General features: G+C 48.4%; 19 protein-coding genes. 9 read left to right on the top strand and 10 right to left on the bottom strand.

The annotated features are described in order from the left end of the window. Positions 1-2 precede the first annotated feature (2 nt). The 3 genes from PSE6802_RS0112695 to PSE6802_RS0112685 all read left to right on the top strand — a co-directional run bounded on the left by PSE6802_RS0112695 (position 3) and on the right by PSE6802_RS0112685 (position 1,972). A complete protein-coding gene (locus PSE6802_RS0112695) occupies positions 3-182 on the top strand; it encodes a hypothetical protein (protein ID WP_156815507.1) in 180 nt (59 codons plus the stop codon). A gap of 20 nt (positions 183-202) precedes the next feature. Further along, positions 203-1,009, top strand: coding sequence for an SDR family NAD(P)-dependent oxidoreductase (locus PSE6802_RS0112690; protein WP_019500437.1), 807 nt, complete (start codon positions 203-205; stop codon positions 1,007-1,009). Positions 1,010-1,084: 75 nt separating this feature from the next. Next, complete coding sequence (locus tag PSE6802_RS0112685; protein WP_019500436.1) at positions 1,085-1,972, top strand: hypothetical protein; 888 nt, start codon at positions 1,085-1,087, stop codon at positions 1,970-1,972. Here PSE6802_RS0112685 and PSE6802_RS0112680 read toward each other — a convergent pair. Together PSE6802_RS0112680 and glpX are read right to left on the bottom strand one after the other, a co-directional pair. Beyond that, entirely contained in the window at positions 1,969-3,288 is a 1,320-nt protein-coding gene (locus PSE6802_RS0112680; RefSeq protein ID WP_019500435.1) for a glutamyl-tRNA reductase, read from the bottom strand. The genes PSE6802_RS0112685 and PSE6802_RS0112680 overlap by 4 nt on opposite strands. 89 nt (positions 3,289-3,377) lie before the next feature. Then, complete coding sequence (gene glpX / locus PSE6802_RS0112675) at positions 3,378-4,418, bottom strand: class II fructose-bisphosphatase (protein ID WP_019500434.1); 1,041 nt, start codon at positions 4,416-4,418, stop codon at positions 3,378-3,380. 628 nt (positions 4,419-5,046) lie between these two features. Here glpX and purF point away from each other — a divergent pair. Both purF and PSE6802_RS0112665 read left to right on the top strand, forming a co-directional pair. Then, positions 5,047-6,510, top strand: a complete 1,464-nt coding sequence (purF, locus tag PSE6802_RS0112670) for an amidophosphoribosyltransferase (protein WP_019500433.1) — start codon at positions 5,047-5,049, stop codon at positions 6,508-6,510. Further along, on the top strand, positions 6,503-6,973 hold the full coding sequence (locus PSE6802_RS0112665; protein ID WP_019500432.1) for a VOC family protein: 471 nt from the start codon (positions 6,503-6,505) through the stop codon (positions 6,971-6,973). Before purF ends, PSE6802_RS0112665 begins: the two co-directional genes overlap by 8 nt. 108 nt (positions 6,974-7,081) lie before the next feature. Here the strand turns inward: PSE6802_RS0112665 and PSE6802_RS34265 are convergent, their stop codons facing one another. Further along, complete coding sequence (locus PSE6802_RS34265; protein WP_019500431.1) at positions 7,082-7,225, bottom strand: hypothetical protein; 144 nt, start codon at positions 7,223-7,225, stop codon at positions 7,082-7,084. Positions 7,226-7,288: 63 nt separating this feature from the next. After that, positions 7,289-8,353 (bottom strand): peptidoglycan DD-metalloendopeptidase family protein, encoded by a 1,065-nt coding sequence (locus tag PSE6802_RS0112655; protein WP_225902673.1) that lies wholly within the window; start codon positions 8,351-8,353, stop codon positions 7,289-7,291. A 175-nt stretch (positions 8,354-8,528) separates the two neighbouring features. Here PSE6802_RS0112655 and PSE6802_RS0112650 point away from each other — a divergent pair, with 175 nt between their 5' ends. The 3 genes from PSE6802_RS0112650 (at position 8,529) to pntB (ending at position 12,731) form a co-directional block, all read left to right on the top strand. Then, entirely contained in the window at positions 8,529-9,359 is an 831-nt protein-coding gene (locus tag PSE6802_RS0112650; protein ID WP_019500429.1) for an inositol monophosphatase family protein, read from the top strand. A 182-nt stretch (positions 9,360-9,541) separates the two neighbouring features. After that, positions 9,542-11,176, top strand: a complete 1,635-nt coding sequence (pntA, locus tag PSE6802_RS0112645) for a Re/Si-specific NAD(P)(+) transhydrogenase subunit alpha (protein ID WP_019500428.1) — start codon at positions 9,542-9,544, stop codon at positions 11,174-11,176. Between the two features lie 103 nt (positions 11,177-11,279). Further along, positions 11,280-12,731: a Re/Si-specific NAD(P)(+) transhydrogenase subunit beta gene (pntB, locus tag PSE6802_RS0112640; RefSeq protein WP_019500427.1), complete on the top strand. Its 1,452-nt coding sequence runs from the start codon at positions 11,280-11,282 to the stop codon at positions 12,729-12,731. Positions 12,732-12,971: 240 nt separating this feature from the next. On the opposite strand, the gene PSE6802_RS31075 is transcribed toward pntB, so the two are convergent. The 5 genes from PSE6802_RS31075 to PSE6802_RS0112615 form a co-directional block, all read right to left on the bottom strand. After that, complete coding sequence (locus PSE6802_RS31075) at positions 12,972-14,207, bottom strand: GIY-YIG nuclease family protein (protein WP_019500426.1); 1,236 nt, start codon at positions 14,205-14,207, stop codon at positions 12,972-12,974. A gap of 90 nt (positions 14,208-14,297) precedes the next feature. Then, a complete protein-coding gene (locus PSE6802_RS0112630) occupies positions 14,298-14,948 on the bottom strand; it encodes a Uma2 family endonuclease (RefSeq protein WP_019500425.1) in 651 nt (216 codons plus the stop codon). A gap of 243 nt (positions 14,949-15,191) precedes the next feature. Beyond that, positions 15,192-15,650, bottom strand: a complete 459-nt coding sequence (locus PSE6802_RS0112625) for a ferredoxin (RefSeq protein WP_019500424.1) — start codon at positions 15,648-15,650, stop codon at positions 15,192-15,194. Positions 15,651-15,664: 14 nt separating this feature from the next. Next, positions 15,665-16,051, bottom strand: a complete 387-nt coding sequence (locus PSE6802_RS0112620; RefSeq protein WP_019500423.1) for a DUF1257 domain-containing protein — start codon at positions 16,049-16,051, stop codon at positions 15,665-15,667. Positions 16,052-16,143: 92 nt separating this feature from the next. After that, entirely contained in the window at positions 16,144-16,365 is a 222-nt protein-coding gene (locus PSE6802_RS0112615) for a DUF2997 domain-containing protein (protein ID WP_019500422.1), read from the bottom strand. A 236-nt stretch (positions 16,366-16,601) separates the two neighbouring features. Between PSE6802_RS0112615 and PSE6802_RS0112610 the strand changes: the two genes are divergently transcribed. Then, on the top strand, positions 16,602-17,747 hold the full coding sequence (locus tag PSE6802_RS0112610; protein WP_019500421.1) for an anhydro-N-acetylmuramic acid kinase: 1,146 nt from the start codon (positions 16,602-16,604) through the stop codon (positions 17,745-17,747). Here the strand turns inward: PSE6802_RS0112610 and PSE6802_RS0112605 are convergent. Then, positions 17,744-18,721, bottom strand: a complete 978-nt coding sequence (locus tag PSE6802_RS0112605; RefSeq protein ID WP_019500420.1) for a 2-dehydropantoate 2-reductase — start codon at positions 18,719-18,721, stop codon at positions 17,744-17,746. The genes PSE6802_RS0112610 and PSE6802_RS0112605 overlap by 4 nt on opposite strands. Positions 18,722-18,733: the final 12 nt, after the last annotated feature.

Raw genomic sequence — 18,733 nt, 5'->3', positions numbered from 1 at the left:
GTGTGAAGGAGCTGAAAACAAAAATTGTAAAAATTGTATCGAATAACAGCACTTTTAGCCTCACCACTTTGATGGACTTTTGGATTGGGAACCAGAGCGATCGCGAGCTTGAAATTCAGTCATATCAGTGTTTGGGCATAGTAGCAATCCAGATTATGCAAGTTAGCGTAATCACCTTTTGAACAGATCGGCAGGAGAATATATGTCCAGATTAATAAACAAAATTGCCCTCGTGACAGGGGCAGCTCAGGGTATTGGCAGAGCGATCGCCGAGCGGTTCCATGCTGAAGGTGCCGTAGTTATAGTTACTGATATCAACGACCCAGTTGGGATGAGAGTAACCGAACAATTCTCAGAGCGTGCCGCATATCACCATCTTGATGTTCGCCAGGAAAGTAACTGGCAAAAGGTCTTTGAGATCGTCGAGCATGGGTATGGCCGCTTGGATGTCCTGGTCAATAATGCTGGCATCAGCGGCTTTATTCAAACTCCAGGTCCCCACAATCCTGAGGATATGGATCTGGCTAGTTGGCATCACGTTCATGCGGTTAATTCTGACGGGGTCGCACTGGGGTGCAAGTATGCCATTCGCTTGATGAAAAAGCACCGGAATGGCAGCATTGTCAATATCTCTTCACGGGCTGGGATAGTCGGCATTCCTCACATGGTGGCCTATGCAGCCAGCAAGGCAGCAGTCCGAAACCATACCAAGAGCGTGGCGTTGTACTGTGCTGAAATGCGCTACAACATTCGCTGCAATTCCATTCATCCTGGTGCCATCCTCACGCCCATGTGGGATCCAATGTTTGGCGAGGGCGAACAGCGCGAGAAAATGATGCGAGAGATCTCCAGCCAGGTACCCTTAGGGCGAATGGGCACGCCCTTAGACGTAGCAAATGCCGCCTTATATTTTGCCTCCGATGAGTCTACTTACGTAACTGGGAGCGAGTTACATATTGATGGCGGAATCTTGGCAGGCAGCGAAGCTGCACCATCGGATCGGTCGTAATGTGGTTCTGAGTGCGAGACCGCAACGCGAAGGTTAAAATGCAATTACTTTAGAGAACAGAAGGTGCGTAGGACTATGGATCGACCGATCGAAATTTTGTTGCAAACAACTATTCCCACCACAGAAGATGACTGGAGTATTGCCCGATTTTCGATGCTGAGTAACTATCTGGCATCGCTGCGGAATGAAGATGGTAAACCTTTATGCAACGTTACTGCCCGCGATCGCGCATCAGATTTAACAGGTAACGATCCGATATTAAGCACGTTAGGCGAATCCGATTTCGATCAGCTATGGTTATTTGCCGTGGATGTGGGGGATGGCCTGACAGCTAAAGATGCGGAAGGCATTCAGTCATTTTACGCGCGCGGTGGCGGCATTATGGCGACCCGCGATCACCAGGATCTCGGCTGCTCGATTAACAACCTGGGCTGCGTGGGCGCATTTCACTACTTTCATACCCAAAACCCCGACCCGGATGCCTCGCGACATTGCTGTGACGATACCCAAACCACTACGATCCTGTGGCCGAACTATCATTCCGGCGCGAATGGCGATTTTCAGCGCATCCTGCCGCTAGAACCAATTCACGATCTACTCCGCAATCCCTCATCCCCAAATGGCATCATTGAGTTTTTCCCAGCGCATCCCCATGAGGGTGCTGTGGGTGCGAGCGATCGCGATCGCCATGCTCGCGTCATTGCTCGGGGCAAAAGCCTAACTACAGGTCGCACGTTTAATTTGGCTGTAGCTATAGATCCTCGTCAGGATGGCAATGATTTGGGCAGAGTGCTGGCGGAATCGACTTTTCATCACTTTTGCGATTATAACTGGGATGCCAATGCTGGCGCGCCCAGTTTTGTCTCCGAGCCACCAGGGAATGGCATGAAGGCAGAACCCCGCGCGCTTGAGGATATTCACGCCTATGTGCGTAACATTGTGCTTTGGTTATCGCATAATTAGCTGCCAAACCCGCCAGTTTCCGTAACTTTGCCAGGGGTTTCCAGGTCAAATAACATCTGTAGGGTTTGCATGGCGCGGCGACGAGTTTCAATATCCTGCTGTGCCCGTAGTTGCACCATCGGATCGTGCAGAATTTTATTGATAATCCCGCGCGTCAGATTTTCGATTACCTCTTGATGCCTTTCTGCAAATTCGCTGCCCAGGCGAGATAGTGCTTTCTCCATTTCCTGCTCGCGGATTACTTCCATCTTCTGGCGCAGTTTGCTGATCGTGGGGACGGTCTCTAGCGATCGCCACCATAGATCGAACTCGAGCACCGACTCCTCTAAAAGAGCTTCCGCTTGCAGAGCCATCTGGCGGCGGCTCTCCTGATTGTTAGCAACTACAGCCTGGAGATCGTCAACGTTATAAGTATGGACGTTGGGCAGTTCGTTCGCGTCAGAATGCACGTTGCGCGGTACCGAAATGTCCACCAACATCAAACCAGGATGGTTAGCGGCAAATGGTTCCAGGTGAGCGCGCGAGACTAATATCTCTGTTGAAGCGGTACTGGTAAACACCAGATCCGATAGTTCGAGACGGGAGTAAAAGCGATCGAATGAATGCACCTGAAAATCTACACCCTCTGCATTAGCCCTAAATTCACCAATCATCTCTTCTGCTCGTTCGACGGAGCGATTAAAAATGGCGATTTTTGTAGCTCCCTTAGATAAGAGATGTTTGACTAACAGGCGAGCCATTTTGCCCGCACCTAAAATGGTTACGCGACAGTCAGCCAGGTTTTGCAGTTTTAACTGCGCTAGCTCCACCGCTGCCGAACTGATCGAAACTGCACCGGTACCGATGTCAGTTTTAGTGCGTACGTCCTTACCAGCTTTAAGCGCTTCTTTGAATAGCTGATTGAGGACGCGACCGGCACCATTATATTGCTGGGCCAGGCGATGAGTGTGCTTGACCTGCGCTAAGATTTGTCCTTCGCCCAGCACTAGACTGTCGAGTCCAGCCGATACCCGCATCAAGTGCGTAACCGCATCCTGGCGGAGCAAAATGAATAAATAGCGGCGCAGGAACTGTAGTGGTAGTTGACTGAACTCGGAGAGAAATTGCAGAATTTCCCGAATGCCACTCTCGGCTTCGCGGGTTACTACATATAGCTCCATTCGGTTACAGGTACTTAAAATCGCTGCTTCATCAATGCTGGGGTAACTAGTCAATTGAGCGATCGCCGCTTCTACTTTAGGTTCTGGGATACTGAGTTTTTCCCTTACTTCCACAGTCGCCGTTTTGTGACTCAAGCCGACAACAGCAATATTCATACTTAAAAATTAAATAATTTAATGATGTTTTTATATTGATTTAGTATGTTTAGGTAGCTCATAGTTTGTGAGCTACCCAGAAGAAAGACTTAGTACAGACTGACCGCCCGTGGTTTGTCTCCAGTCATATGAATCGTATCAACAAATCTAGCGGTTTTTGTCTGGCTAGAGATAACTAAAGACTCAGTGCGGGCACCACCGTTAAAGAAGCGTACGCCCTCCATCAGAGTGCCAGTGGTAATGCCACTAGCAGCAAATAAAACCTCTCTACCTGAAGCTAGCTCGTTAGCATTGTAGACCTTATCTGGATCGTTAATACCCATTGACTTCAGGCGCTCGATGTTACCTTCTTTGCTTTCGCCAATCAAACCAGTTTTGACGACCGCAGGATCGTAAATAAGCTGGCCTTGGAAGTGCCCACCCATACAACGCAGCGCCGCCGCAGAAATCACGCCCTCTGGTGCAGCACCAATACCCATGAGAGCGTGGATGTTCGTCCCGCCAAAAGCACAGGAAATCGCTGCCGAAACATCACCATCGCTGATTAGTCTGACTCTGGCTCCAGCCGCACGAATTTCTGAAATCAAGCCCTTGTGACGTTCGCGATCCATCACAACTACCACTAATTCCTCAATCGAACGATCCAAGCATTCAGCCAGAATCTTGAGGTTTTCCGTGGGGGTTTTGCGAATATCTACATGCCCAGCAGCGGCGGGAGGGGCAGCAAGTTTGTTCATGTAAAAATCTGGTGCTGCGAATAAGCCACCCTTTTCAGAGATGGCCAGCACTGCCATCGAGCCGTTTTGACCGTAGGCAACCAGGTTAGTGCCTTCACAAGGGTCTACGGCAATATCAATTTCCTGGAGTTCGTCAATGGTGCATAACTCTGCGGCGTTAGGCTGGGTGCAGATCCCCACTTCTTCACCAATGTAGAGCATGGGTGCGTCGTCTCGCTCCCCTTCACCAATGACAATTCTTCCACGCATGTGAATTTTGTTCATGCGATCGCGCATAGCTTCCACTGCCACCTGGTCAGCGGTATTTTTCTCTCCTTTACCCATCCAGCGCGCTGATGCGATCGCTGCTTGCTCTACGACCTCGATAATTTCAAGGCTGATTGTACTGTCCATGCGTAGCGTCCTCTTTTCCGATCCGTTTTAACATCTAGTTTTTAGTTTTGTTGCTTTTGATTGCGATTGCACAACCCCAGCACTATTTAGTTTACAAGCGAGACTGCCCCTAAGAACGATTTCGTAGGTGGCAAGAAATGTTAAGTTTTGATTCTGTTGATTCTAAATGTCCCCAACCAATAGGACAAAAACACAATGCTGATGCGATTGTGATTAACTTTGGGCTATTTTGATCTGCTTGTATGCGTGTTAAACATAGCCATCACGGGACTATGATAGTGATGGAGCCAGCTATTACTTAAGGGAAGCGCGGTTAAATAATGCCCCACCGTTAGGATGTGTTAGGCGATCGCCGTAACGCATCAGGAATATCTTAATTTTCATGCAAGTCCCTAAGGTGATTTCCATGAGAAAATGTACCGATAAATGCACTGATAATTTGTAGGGGCAGTGCCCCTTCGACTGTCCCCAAATAATTGGAAACCCAGAGCGAGGATTGTCTCTACGGGTATTTTATTTACGCGAAACCTCCTGGATTGAGGTAGGGTTTGGTAATTTACTAACAAATCTTCGTTAAGTAAATTTACAATTATGGGTAAATTGTTAAGAGAAATTTAAGAGCAAAGCTATGCCTTCAGGATCGCGTCTAGATTTTGATGACTTACCAGATTCCCCGGAGGAAGCATGTGGTGTATTTGGCATTTTGGCACCAAATGAAGATGTTGCCAAACTCGCTTATTTCGGGCTTTTTGCTTTGCAGCATCGCGGTCAAGAATCGGCTGGTATTACTACATTTAAGTTAGGCGAGCGAGATTCGCACACCTACAAAGACATGGGGTTAGTTTCACAGGTCTTTGACGAGAAAATTTTAAGTCAACTATCAGGACAATTTGCCATTGGGCATACCCGTTACTCTACTACGGGTTCTAGCAAAATTAATAACGCGCAGCCAATTGTAGTCCCAACCAGATTGGGAGACTTTGCACTTGCCCACAATGGCAACCTGGTCAATACTACAGAGCTGCGAGCCGAGCTCCTAGCACGGGGACATGTCCTGGAGTCAACTTCTGATTCAGAAGGTATTGCCTTTGCGGTTGCCGAAGCAGTGAATGAAGGCAAAGATTGGATTGCAGGCATAATCGCAGCCATGCATCGCTGCCAAGGAGCATTTAGCTTAGTGATGGGCACGCCCCAAGGCATTGCAGCAGTAAGAGATGGTTCTGGCTTGCGCCCTTTAGTAATCGGTCAGATCCCCGATAGCGGCAGTTATGTCTTGGCATCTGAAACCTGTGGGTTAGACATTATTGGGGCAGATTTTCTGCGTGATGTAGAGCCGGGAGAGCTAGTTTGGCTTGATGCTACAGGTATCAGCTCGCATCGGTGGCTGGCTCGACCTGCTCCAAAGCTCTGCGTATTTGAAATGATTTACTTTGCCCGTCCCGATAGCATCATGCACCACGATAGTTTGTACAGTTATCGCAAGCGACTGGGGCATCTACTAGCAGAAGAAGCAGCCGTAGAAGCAGATCTAGTCATCGGTGTGCCGGATTCTGGTATTCCAGCAGCGATCGGTTTCTCGCAAACTTCTGGCATACCTTACGCTGAGGGATTGATCAAAAATCGCTATGTGGGACGTACGTTTATTCAGCCTACTCAGGCAATGCGCGAATCCGGGATTCGCATGAAGTTAAATCCGCTGCGCGATGTGTTGCAGGATAAGCGTATAGTTGTAATTGATGATTCGATCGTGCGCGGTACCACTAGTCGTAAAATGGTACAAGCATTACGTGAGGCAGGCGCAAGAGAAGTACATATGCGTATTTCTTCTCCACCAGTCACGCATCCCTGTTTCTATGGTATTGATACGGATTCCCAAGATCATTTAATTGCTGCGACAAAGTCTGTCAGCGCGATCGCTGAAATTATTGGCGTAGACACGCTTGCCTATCTCAGCCGGGAATCCATGCTGAAAGCCACAAATGCAGATCCTAGCCATTTCTGTACGGCTTGCTTTACTGGAGATTACCCGATCGCCATTCCCGATAAGCTCAAGCACTCGAAACTAATCCTTGAAAAGCAGCACCATGACTAAAATACTGTTTCACTTGGCATTCCCTGTTACTGATATTGCCAGCACTAAGGCTTTCTATGTAGATGGTCTGGGTTGCTTGGCAGGAAGAGAGTCCGACAATTCAATTATTCTGAGTTTGTACGGCCATCAGTTAGTAGCTCATGTAGTGGATGGGGAATTAGAGCCGCAGCCCGGCATTTACCCCCGCCATTTTGGTTTAGTGTTTGAGTGTGAAAGTAGTTGGATGGCTTTGTTAGAGAAAGTACAGGAAAAGCGGCTGAAGTTTTATCAATCACCTAAGGTGCGCTTTGCCGATACGCCTTTAGAACACCGCACTTTTTTCCTGTCCGACTATTCCGGTAATATCCTAGAGTTCAAGCACTATCGCTTTGAGTCGGCGATTTTCGGGGAGACCAGCTACAACCAAATCGGTGATGTTATTTCCATCAGTAAAAAGCAGAAGCATTTAGTACGTAAAGAATAGGGGTTTAGCATTTGTCATGAATTCTTGCGTTTGACGCTAAAGACTGTCGCACAAATGCTAAACCCTTACCGATGATTGGGCTAAACCCTCACCGAGGATTGGGCAGTGTTAAGAGGTATTGCCTTCCTTGAGCTTCTTACGTAAAAGCTGCAACTGTTTTCTCCGTTGGCGCTGGCGAGCAGAGCCGCCTTTACCTTTGTCGTTGCGCCCCTCTGATCGCGGCGATTCCCAACTTTTTAGTCTTTGAGCCATTGTTTTTAGAGGTTATACGTGCATTTGCATCATAACCTCTATCAATCGTGGCAGGAATTAGCACTAAGAAATAGGTATAAATTGGCTGAATACAGCGGCAATGCGATTCAAGTATGGGGCGGGATCGAGGGTTGCCCAACCTTCGGCTGAAGGTACCATAATCTCAAAGTGTAAGTGCGGCCCAGTCGATCGCCCGGTGGAGCCTACAAGACCGATCTGCTGTCCCTTGGCAACGCGCTGTCCGGGGTTAACATAGATTGCAGACAAATGGGCATAACGAGTACCCATATTGTCGTGACCGATCTCGATCAAATTACCGTAACCGCCCGACCATCCTGCAAACTGCACGGTACCGGATTTTGCTGCCAGGACAGGCGTACCCATGGGCGCGCCCAGGTCTATGCCGCTGTGAAACGCCGACTCTCCGGTGACGGGGTTGATGCGCCAGCCATAGCCAGACGTGACGGGGACGGCATAGGGGAGAGGATAGCCGCCGGAGTTGAAAATAATAGCTGGTTGCGACGGGGCGGAGGCTAGCGTAGCAAAGGCTGGTAGTTTGGGAATAACCGGATTGGGTTTCCAAACTGCGCCTGGGACAAACACCACCTTGGGGCGAGACTGACAGCCATTCTGCTCGAATAGGACATCGGCTCTTACGTTAAATTTCTTAGCAAGTGACTTGTAGGTTTCCTCGTTACCAAACCGATAAGAAATGCCATTGCTAGGTGGGATCGTCAGAATTTCCCCCGGTGAAACCGTGCCGTCGCGGGTACTGGGATTCAGCCCCATAATCGTGGCGGTGGTGAGCTTGTATTGTTTGGCGATCGCTGCCAGAGTTTCCCCTTTTTTTACCTTATGCTGCTTGAGACCGTCCATGATTGGGGTGCCGCACAAAGAGGATTTATCATCTGGGCTGGAATCGGCTGGTGTCGTATCTGGATTTGCGCTTGGCTTTGCTTTGGAATCTAGTTTTAAATTAGGCTTTAGAGCGGGCTTGAGTTCGAGCTTTGCGTCTGGCTTTCGATCTGGTACTAAACCCGAACTGCCAGTAGCTCCCATCGCTGCAGGTGACAGTAAATAGGAGTTGGCAACAATACTCGCCAGCCCAAAGGCAATATTCGCAACCAATTTAACCAGTTTTCTGCTCACGAGAAAAGTTAAGCTTCCGTAATATTAGCAATATCGTATTTTCCCAGTTAACGAGGAAAGTGAACTAATGCTTCCGGGTGATTTCCCTGAGTGAATGTCACACAAAAAGCTTAGAATAATCCAGAAAATAAATATTAACAATTATTAAGATTATATGAATTTAGGCAATGGTGATGCCTTGCATACCTACCTGGATATTGCTACCGAGGCGGCATGTGCGGGTGGGGCAATCCTCAAATCCTATTGGGGCAAACTCAAAGACATCCAGGAGAAGCAACCGGGCGACTTAGTTACCATTGCTGACAAGGAATCTGAAGCAGCGGTAATGAAAATTATTCAACGCCATTTTCCCAGTCATAACATTTTGGCAGAAGAGTCAGGTGCATTTGGTACCGCAGAGAGCGAGTTCCTCTGGGCGATCGATCCCCTTGACGGGACTACCAACTTTGCGCATCAATATCCTTTTTCTGCCGTTTCAGTTGGGTTAATGCTTAACGGCATACCAGCTGTGGGGGTAATTTACGATCCGTTTCACGACGAGCTATTTCGGGCAGCAACTGGGCTGGGCGCTACCTGCGATCACCAGCCAATTCGGGTGTCCAACACGACAGAACTCAGTCGCAGCCTGTTAGTAACCGGGTTTGCCTACGATCGCACCCGCACCCACGACAATAACTATGCCGAATTCTGTCATTTTACGCATTTGACCCAAGGGGTGCGGCGGAGCGGCTCGGCGGCGCTGGATTTAGCCTATGTTGCCTGCGGGCGGGTAGATGGCTTTTGGGAACGGGGCTTATCGATCTGGGACATGGCGGCGGGGATCGTTATAGTCAGAGAGGCGGGAGGTAAAGTTACTGCCTATGATGGCAGCGATCTCGATCTCAAAAGTGGTAGACTTTTGTCAACAAACGGTCATATTCACGACTCAGCGATCGCTGAGTTAGCCAAAGTCAAACCTTTAACCGCACAATTCCCCATGCGGTAATTGCACTATCCACAATTTTTGCTCCCCGGTAGTGTACTTAGATACGAAATACGCATATTGTTCGCTTGAATCCTAAGAGAAGTTGAAGATCTAGATCGATCTGTGGGGATCGAATCATGATTGTAAAGTCGCAGCCCTTTCAAGGTCGATCGGTAGATCTTTTAATTGACTAAGGAGAATTAATGACCATCGCCATAGAAAAAAACACGGAAATAGGTTCTAGTGTTGCAATGGAGACCAAAACACGCCTCAAGGTTGGTATACCCAAAGAAGTTCGAGCTGGTGAATGCCGGGTAGCCGCTACGCCAGATACAGCCAAACGCCTGCAAAAACTTGGCTTTGACGTCTTAATTGAATCTGACGCAGGCAAAGCGGCTAGTTTCCCCAATGATGCCTACTTCCAGGCAGGTTGTCAGATCGTGTCCGATCCCCAAGCACTGTGGGCGGAATCTGACATCGTGCTCAAGGTCTGCGCGCCAGATCTGCACCCCACCCTGGACAGACACGAGACAGAACTTCTGCGCGAAGGCGGTACTCTGATTAGTTTCCTGTGGCCCGCTCAAAACCCAGAATTACTAAATCGGCTATCTCAACGTAAGGTCACGGCATTAGCAATGGATGCCGTGCCGCGCATTACCCGCGCCCAAAAAATGGATGCCCTCAGTTCGATGGCAAACATTGCGGGATACCGCGCTGTAATCGAAGCAGCAAATAATTTTGGGCGCTTCTTTACAGGACAGATTACGGCAGCAGGTAAGGTACCACCGGCTAAAGTTCTGGTAATCGGTGCTGGTGTAGCTGGTCTAGCCGCGATCGGGGCTGCCAGGAGTTTGGGGGCGATCGTCCGAGCGTTTGACACGCGCCTGGTTGTGAAAGAACAGGTTAAAAGCATGGGTGGTGAGTTCCTGGAGCTTAATTTTAAAGAAGATGGCTCGGGGGAAGGCGGCTATGCCAAAGTCATGAGCAAAGAGTTTATTGACGCGGAAATGGCATTGTTTGCCGAACAAGCCAAGGAAGTCGATATCATCATCACCACCGCCCTCATCCCTGGCAAGCCAGCACCGCTCCTGATTACGCAGGAGATGGTGGAGAGCATGAAAGAGGGATCGGTAATTGTGGATATGGCAGCGGAACAGGGCGGTAATTGTGCCGTAACCAGGCCAGGTGAAGTATATCGCTATCATGGCGTGACGATTGTCGGACTTACCGATCTGCCCAGTCGCATGGCGGCGCAGTCCAGCCAACTCTACGGCACTAACCTCTGCCACCTGCTGGATGATATGGGGGGAGCCGAAAACTACAAGGTCGATCGCGATAACGAGGTCGTGCGTGGGGCTTTGATCCTGCACAACGGCGAGATTACCTGGCCGCCCAAGCAACCCAGTACTCCACCTGCACCCCCTCAAGCTGAATCTCAGACTCAAAGCGCGATCGCTACTCCCTCTACTCAAGAATTAGTAGGACAGAAATCTAACAATCTGACGGGACTGCTCTGGCCAATTCTGCTTGGTGCCATCTTGATTGGAATTGGAATTGGCGCGCCATCCTCATTCCTATCTCACCTGACCGTATTTGTATTGGCTTGTTTTGTCGGCTGGCAGGTGATTTGGAATGTCAAACCCGCGCTGCACACGCCCCTGATGAGCGTCACCAATGCGATTAGCGGCATCATCATTATCGGTGGGATGCTGCAAATATCAGGAGAACTGACATCACCAACTACCATTCTCGGCGCGATCGCGATTCTCATCGGCACGATCAACATCGCTGGTGGTTTCCTGGTTACCCAACGGATGCTCAAAATGTTCCAAAAATAGAAGAGCTTTAAGGGTTTCAGAATCTTCCGCATCCAGCGAATTCATAAATACCCCCTTCACAACAGAATTACCATGTCGAGCAAACAGAAGAAAAATTGAAACTATGACCAGTAATCTACTAACGGTGGCATATATTGCTGCCAGTGCCTTGTTCATCCTCAGTTTAGGAGGATTATCCAATCAAGAAACCGCTCGCAAGGGCAATCTCTTTGGCATCATCGGTATGGCGATCGCGATTATCGCCACCGCTCTCAGTCCCGCTGTAACTTCCTACGCTACCTTGGCAATGGTGGTATTGCCCGGTGTCGCGATCGGCTCGCTCTTAGCTGCACGGGTGGCCATGACTTCCATGCCCGAACTCGTGGCAATTTTACATAGTTTTGTAGGGGCGGCGGCAGTGTTAGTTGGCTTTGCCAGCTACCTACAACCAGATCCAGCTTTAACCGGAGTGGAGGTGACAATCCACGAGATTGAGATTTTTGTGGGAATTTTTATTGGTGCGCTCACCTTTACGGGTTCCGTAATTGCGTTTGGGAAACTGCGCGCGATTATTGGCAGCAAACCCCTCTTGCTTCCAGGTCGCCATTTCCTCAACCTCGCCATGGTAGCCGCTACATTGTGGCTGGGTTACGAGTTTATGGGTGGCAATATCTTGACTGGCTTGCAATCGCTGTTAATTATGACTGCGATCTCCTCTATCCTGGGCGTTCATCTGGTCATGGCGATCGGTGGTGCCGATATGCCCGTGGTGATATCCATGCTGAACAGCTACTCCGGTTGGACGGCATCGGCAGCGGGCTTCATGCTCTCCAACGATCTGTTGATTATCACAGGCGCGCTCGTGGGTAGTAGTGGTGCCATCCTCAGTTACATCATGTGCAAAGCGATGAACCGCTCGTTCATCAGCGTAATTCTAGGCGGTTTTGGTACGGGTACGGCGAAGGCATCAAATACTGCATCAACTCCAGCCGGTGAAGTAATCGCTACCACTGTCGATGAGACTGTAGAGCAACTGCGCGATGCCAGCAGCGTGATTATCGTCCCCGGCTATGGGATGGCAGTGGCGCAGGCACAGCATTCCGTTTCTGAGATTACCAGGATTCTGCGCGATCGCGGTGCCAATGTTCGGTTTGGCATCCACCCCGTCGCTGGCCGCCTACCCGGCCACATGAATGTATTGTTAGCTGAAGCCAACGTTCCATACGATATTGTCCTGGAGATGGATGAGATTAATGATGACTTTCCCGAGACCGATATTGTTTTGGTAATTGGTGCTAACGATACAGTGAACCCCAGTGCGATGGAAGATCCCGCTAGTCCGATCGCTGGGATGCCCGTACTGGAAGTTTGGAAATCCAAAACCGTAATCGTCATGAAGCGCGGCATGGCTAGCGGTTATGCTGGCGTTGAGAATCCCCTGTTCTACAAACCCAATACGCGCATGTTATTCGGCGATGCGCGTAAAAATGTTGACGCAATTTTGGGCAGGCTCATTCAATCTAACGAGGAAACTTCTCAAGTCCGCGTACCGGAGAAAGTATTAGCAAACGCATAGTAGATGCGTGACCCCTAGACCGCAATTCTGGGCAACAGTATTAGTGGCATGAAGACTCATCTTCATGCCACTATTTTTACAGCAATTCCAAATTCAAAGTTTGCCAAGCAGTGCCGCGATCGTATAGCGTTTTTCAGATCGGAAAGATTAGGGGGTTTGGGGGCGTTGCCCCCAAGAAGGGGTGGAACCCCTTCACCCCATCAATAAAACCCGTTCTCAATTGAAAAGTGCTATAAATGCTCATAAACTAATCATCTCTAAATAGAAAATTTCACAAGTATTTATTGTCAATACAATTTTCTGCTTAAAGAAAATTTTAAGACCTTTCCGAAAGTGATGAGGGAAAAAGACAAAATCTCTTGCTAGGGAGCATTCACGATCTAAAAAAGCAATATAAATATTTTTGTTTCCTTTGGAAAAGTTTTCGATTTCCCTGACGATCTCAGAAGGCTTTAAGCCAGAACATTCAACCTTTGGAGATTTTTTTCTGCTTATCCACCTTAGTTTATCGTCTCTTTGACTGAGTTTTCCAAGTTGCTTTAATTGCTCAGTAAAAAAATTCGTAATTCTTTCTGCATCATCTCTCTGAAGACCTTTAAATCTATTTACCTCTTTTAGTAAAGCATCAACTATTTTACATTTACTAATCCAACCATTTGATGATAGCAATATTTTAAGTATGCATATGAATTCATCCTCTCTCCTAAACAGCAGATTGTCAAATTTTTCAACTAAATTTATTTTCTGGAGGATCGTATCTTTAAGATCTCCATAGAGATACTCATACAAATAACCCTTTGCGCCATATCCACTTTTGAGTTTTCGATAAAATTTATGGCCTATCCATTTGAATTCTTCAGGCAGTTCATCAAGTAAATCACTTCGAGGCTCACTATCCCCCCATCCATCTAGCTTAAGGTAATCAATAACCATATCTTCTGAAACTCCTTCTACTCTTTCCATCATGATATCTATATTTCCAGGTTGTCCACTTAGTGGTCTTCCCGATCTTGAGTGTTTTTCAAAATCCATCCAACCTATGAAACCGTCACCACCATCTGTGAGGTTCGTTAAGGTGCCTGAACCTAAGTTAGCTCGACCTATTTTCTTTATAAGTTTGCATTCTCGATCGAGGGCATCTTCCTCTACATCGTAGAAATCAACTATTCCATAAACTATCTGAAAACCTTGACTCAAAATCTTCCTTATTAAGTTGCTTTTATAGGAATTCACATAATTCTTTCCTAAGGCTTCTTTTTCGTGTGCAAAGATTCTATATACTTTACCTTTCCCAACATAAAATACTTCATTTGTATCTGGTCGGATTAAAACATAAACATAAAAACATCTTTCTCTATTTTGTTTCAAAACCTCTCTAATTTCCTTTTTAGATGTGGTTACAATCCTCATATCACCTTCATCCACTAGGTCTTCAATGACATAGTGGCGATTCTTGTATTCTTCTAACTGAGTCATAATTCCTAACACGCCTTTGGAACAAATGAGCCTTACCGATCCGCCTAGTGCCGACAGCTAACGGGCATCCTTGTTGAACGACTACATATTCTAACTCTTTTGTTGTTGCAGCCAATTACGCAAATTCCACTTGGCCTGCTTTTCGCCCACCTCAGCGCAGTCTCGCAAATACTCATAAAGCCTCTCCTTGGGAACTCCCGGAAATGTTGGACTAACCTCTACTTCCTGATAGCTGTCAGCTTCCAGAGCATAAATTGTGAGGGTACGTCCGTTATAGCGCCAAAACTCTGGCACGCCCATTTCAGCATAGAGCGCATTTTTGTCGATGTCGGTATGAGTAATATCCACTTCCAGAATTAAATCGGGCGGCGGATCGGTCTTGAGATCCACTGTCTTTCCTCGTACCAGCGACTCATTGGCAATATAGTAAGCTTGGTCGGGTTCGGCTCCTGAATGCAGAGTTGGGAAATTAAGCGTCGTCGATCCCATACCTTTGATGCCCTCAAAATCCCCTTCGTCCACTAGGATTTCGATGAAATTTCCAATGACATGCTTAGAATTCTCGTGCGACTCCAACGGGGTCATAATTTCCAACATGCCTTTGTAATAAGTGAGCTGTGCCGATCGACGATCGCCCAGTGCCGCCAAAATCGTCTCATAGGCTTGCCAACTGAGGTCGTAAAGCACCACCCGCTTCTCAGGTAGATCGAAAGATATAGGTGCAACTGGAGTAGTGACCATGCGATCGCGTCAAAGCTACAGTCTCATTTTATAGCTATAGCCAATAGGCTTAGGACGGGGTGCAGGGGTTCCACACGGCAGTGGCTCTAGCGGGGAACCCCCAAGACCGCCCTGCCTCCCCTGCGTGGGGGCGCAGCCCCCACACCCCCTGTCCTAACAGATCTGTCTACGGCTATACCTTTGTATAACATAGGGTGGGCATTGCCCACCCTACAAATTATCGGCATTGCGATTTGCGGAACGCTAGGTTCCTAGAGCGGCGCGATCGCTGGTTTTCTTGCGGCGATTTTGTTTGACTCTTGCCAGCTTGCCATCACCAGCCATACCAATATGCTGAATGACTTGATGTTTGCGTTCTTCTTCCAATGCCGCTAACTCGGGGTAGCTAACCCAGGCAATGCAATCCACAGGGCAAGTGTCGATCGCTTCTTGAATCGTCTCTTCATCATCGCCATCCTGACTGATTACCCGCGATCGACCGTAGTTATCTTCGATAAAGAAAGTATTGCGGGCTACATGGGCGCAGTGCTTGCAGCCAATGCAAATATTTTCATATACGTATACGGCATTCTGTCGCAGAGTGCCGCCGAGTTCGGGTTCCAGGCCAGAACGATCCGCATCGGGCTCGCGTAGCGAGCCGCCAAGCTCAGGTTCTAGCCCAGAAACTAATTCTGATGAGAGATCTGGTGAGAGATCGTCCATGTCTCATCTATGCCTCATCCGTGCCAACGCTGTAAAACTAAGCGCACTGAGCCATCTTTTTGAGTTTCTTGTTCGGTGAGGTTAAAGCCCTGATGCGCTGACTCCGTCATTACTGTCTGCACGGCGTATCTTTGCAGGACTTTTCTTAAAAAGCTTTCCACTGTCCAGGGCTGCTGCCAATACTGCATGTCGGCGACTAGTTCGTACTCGGAGCCATTCCATCTAAACCCGACATCGTAGCCATTTTCCTGTTGCAGTACCACTTCGGCAGAAGTAGTATCACCACGATAGCCGCGCAGGATAGACGGACCTGACTTCCATGTTAAACCTAAATCGGTCAGTGCTTTTTGCAAAGGCTCAAGGGAGCGAATTTGGGTTTTAACCTGGCTGAAGTGTGACATATGGATACTTTCCTGAACTTAATATTTTTCAATTGATAACATAGCGATCGCTACAAGAAATAACGAGATTCCTTGCGATTGCTAAAGAATTATTACCATTGACTGTAGTCAAGGGCTGTTTGCTGGCTAACCCGCTCTCCTGTAACTGTCGCAAGGGATTGGGCAAAGTTTTCAGAAGTGAGTTCGCGGGACGCAACCGTGCCTAGCTTGGCTTCAATGGCAGCCGTAACAGCAGCACAACTGGAGCCAACTATACCAGTTACTCGCTCTTCGACCCGACCGTCAGGCCGAATGATAAACTCTAAAGTTTCCATACTTGTAATACTGCAAACTTATTTAGATAGTTTCGCCCAATCTTTATGAAAGCGTCAATATCTTAATAAAAGTACATATAAATCATTAAAAAAGCTGCAATGAGTGAGCGTTTACTTGTGAAATACAGAAACATTTACCAGGATGCATGGGGACAAAATTGGGCGACAAATTTATGAAATATCTGGCACACTGATGGCGGTGAAATTCTGTCTTTAGGGGTATTAAAAATTTAAATATGCAGTCCCCATCCATAGGTATTGGTTTAATTAGCGGTACGTCGGTTGATGGTATTGATGCGGCACTGGTTAAGATCTTTGACACTGAAGGTGCGCTTAAGGTCGAACTGCTGGCTGGCGAAACGATCGCCTACGATCCGGCGCTCAGAGCGGAAATCCTGGCAGTCTGCGCCGAGCAGCCCAGAACCATAGCGCAAATTTGCCAGCTTGACGACGCGATCGCTTCGGCATTTGCCACCGCCGCGCTCCAACTCATGCAGGCCAGTCAGATCCAACCAGATTTTATTGGTTCCCACGGTCAGACAGTATTTCATCGCCCGCCGTTAACTACTGGCGATCGCGTTCGACTGGGTTACAGCGTGCAATTGGGTAGAGGGGCAGTAATTGCTAATCTGACTGGCCTTAAAACCGTCAGCGACTTCCGCACCGCCGATATTGAGGCTGGCGGTCAGGGCGCACCGATGGTGTCGATCCTGGATTGGCTGCTGTTAAAGCACCCAACTAAAATAACCTGCGTGCAAAACATTGGTGGGATTAGCAACGTTACCTACCTGCCAGCCGCCGCAGAGTGCGATGCTGTTTTTGGTTGGGATAACGGGCCGGGGAATGTTTTGATGGATATGGCGACCCAAAAACTCTTCGGTCAATCCTACGATCGCGGCGGTCAGATTGCTGCCCAGGGTAAAGCCGATCCGCAATTGGTAACGCAGTGGTTGAGCCAGGATTACTTTGAAATTCCGCCGCCTAAATCCACAGGACGGGAGCTATTTAGTCCGGACTACCTCGATCGGTGCTTAGCAGATTGCGATCGCAAGCAACTGGACGGTCAAGATATTCTGGCAACGTTGACGGAATTTACGGCTGTCGCGATCGCGCAAAGCTACCAGAAATTTTTGCCGAAGCTCCCCGATCGGGTTTTGATTTGTGGTGGCGGCAGTCGCAACGACTACCTGCGGCAAAGGCTAAAACACCACTTAGCACCTGCCGAGGTGACAGATACTACATCTGTGGGATTGAATGCCGACTTCAAAGAAGCGATCGCCTTTGCCGTTTTGGGATATCTCAAATTACAAAATCGTCCTGGCAACCTCCACCGGGTCACGGGCGCATCGCATCCCGTCGTCTTGGGTCGCGTACATGGTTAGCTAGTCACCGTCTTTTCCAATAATTTAACGCTGGCGTAAATTGCATCGATGCACGGTGTAGGGGTTTGCGTGAGTCTTCCTAATTCTGCGACAGAACCGACGATCGCATCGACTTCGGTGGAACGATGCGCTTCAATGTCCTGTAGCATTGAGGTTTTGTGCGCTCCCACGCCTTCTGCTCCAGCGATGCGTTTCTCTAAAGAGATACCGAAATCCACGCCCAGTTTTTCTGCGATCGCTTGGGCTTCGCGCATCATATTGGCTGCTAGTTCTCTGGTAGGCGGATACTGACAAATTTGCTCTAATGTGGCGTGGGTAAGGGCGCTAATCGGATTAAATGCTAAATTTCCCCACAGTTTTACCCACAATTCGTTACGAATTCGCTCGCGCACGCGAGATTTGAGGCCAGCACTGTTGAACAGTTGCGATAATTTTTGGATGCGATCGCTCCTACTGCCATCCAGTTCTCCCAGGTTAAAGCGATCGCCTTCGATATGCCGAATAACACCAGGAGAAACAATTTCGGCAGCAGGATAGACGATGCAGCCAATCGTGCGATCGATCGGAATATTCGCTTCCACAATGCCGTCGGGATCTACCGCTCGAATGCGATAATCGGCATAGGGACTCTCTAATTTGCGAAAATACCACCAGGGAATTCCATTTTGCGCCGTGACGATCGTCGTCTCTTTGCCGTAAAGTGCTGGCAGCAAGGGAGCTATGGAAGGAACGCTTTGCGCTTTCAATGTCACGATAACGACATCATGTACGCCAGCAGCAGTCATATTCTCGGTTGCGGCGACATCTTTAACGATATCTTCAGTCCCATCTGAGTATCGCAAGATCAATCCCCGCTCCTGAATTGCTTGCAGGTGAGTGCCCCTCGCAATTAGGGTGACATTAGCACCTGTTTGAGCTAATTTTGCGCCCAGGTAGCCGCCGATCGCGCCAGCACCAACAATACAAACTTTCATCGCTATTCCTCT

The sequence above is a fragment of the Pseudanabaena sp. PCC 6802 genome, from assembly GCF_000332175.1.
GTDB lineage: Bacteria > Cyanobacteriota > Cyanobacteriia > Pseudanabaenales > Pseudanabaenaceae > PCC-6802.
This window is presented reverse-complemented; position numbering and strand designations above follow the sequence as displayed.

Excerpts from the sequence above, each read along its gene's own strand:
- PSE6802_RS0112690 (WP_019500437.1), top strand. The coding sequence starts at position 203 with ATGTCCAGATTAATAAACAAAATTGCCCTCGTGACAGGGGCAGCTCAG.
- PSE6802_RS0112685 (WP_019500436.1), top strand. The coding sequence starts at position 1,085 with ATGGATCGACCGATCGAAATTTTGTTGCAAACAACTATTCCCACCACA.
- PSE6802_RS0112680 (WP_019500435.1), bottom strand. The coding sequence starts at position 3,288 with ATGAATATTGCTGTTGTCGGCTTGAGTCACAAAACGGCGACTGTGGAA.
- glpX (WP_019500434.1), bottom strand. The coding sequence starts at position 4,418 with ATGGACAGTACAATCAGCCTTGAAATTATCGAGGTCGTAGAGCAAGCA.
- purF (WP_019500433.1), top strand. The coding sequence starts at position 5,047 with ATGCCTTCAGGATCGCGTCTAGATTTTGATGACTTACCAGATTCCCCG.
- PSE6802_RS0112665 (WP_019500432.1), top strand. The coding sequence starts at position 6,503 with ATGACTAAAATACTGTTTCACTTGGCATTCCCTGTTACTGATATTGCC.
- PSE6802_RS34265 (WP_019500431.1), bottom strand. The coding sequence starts at position 7,225 with ATGGCTCAAAGACTAAAAAGTTGGGAATCGCCGCGATCAGAGGGGCGC.
- PSE6802_RS0112650 (WP_019500429.1), top strand. The coding sequence starts at position 8,529 with ATGAATTTAGGCAATGGTGATGCCTTGCATACCTACCTGGATATTGCT.
- pntA (WP_019500428.1), top strand. The coding sequence starts at position 9,542 with ATGACCATCGCCATAGAAAAAAACACGGAAATAGGTTCTAGTGTTGCA.
- pntB (WP_019500427.1), top strand. The coding sequence starts at position 11,280 with ATGACCAGTAATCTACTAACGGTGGCATATATTGCTGCCAGTGCCTTG.
- PSE6802_RS31075 (WP_019500426.1), bottom strand. The coding sequence starts at position 14,207 with ATGACTCAGTTAGAAGAATACAAGAATCGCCACTATGTCATTGAAGAC.
- PSE6802_RS0112630 (WP_019500425.1), bottom strand. The coding sequence starts at position 14,948 with ATGGTCACTACTCCAGTTGCACCTATATCTTTCGATCTACCTGAGAAG.
- PSE6802_RS0112625 (WP_019500424.1), bottom strand. The coding sequence starts at position 15,650 with ATGGACGATCTCTCACCAGATCTCTCATCAGAATTAGTTTCTGGGCTA.
- PSE6802_RS0112620 (WP_019500423.1), bottom strand. The coding sequence starts at position 16,051 with ATGTCACACTTCAGCCAGGTTAAAACCCAAATTCGCTCCCTTGAGCCT.
- PSE6802_RS0112615 (WP_019500422.1), bottom strand. The coding sequence starts at position 16,365 with ATGGAAACTTTAGAGTTTATCATTCGGCCTGACGGTCGGGTCGAAGAG.
- PSE6802_RS0112610 (WP_019500421.1), top strand. The coding sequence starts at position 16,602 with ATGCAGTCCCCATCCATAGGTATTGGTTTAATTAGCGGTACGTCGGTT.
- PSE6802_RS0112605 (WP_019500420.1), bottom strand. The coding sequence starts at position 18,721 with ATGAAAGTTTGTATTGTTGGTGCTGGCGCGATCGGCGGCTACCTGGGC.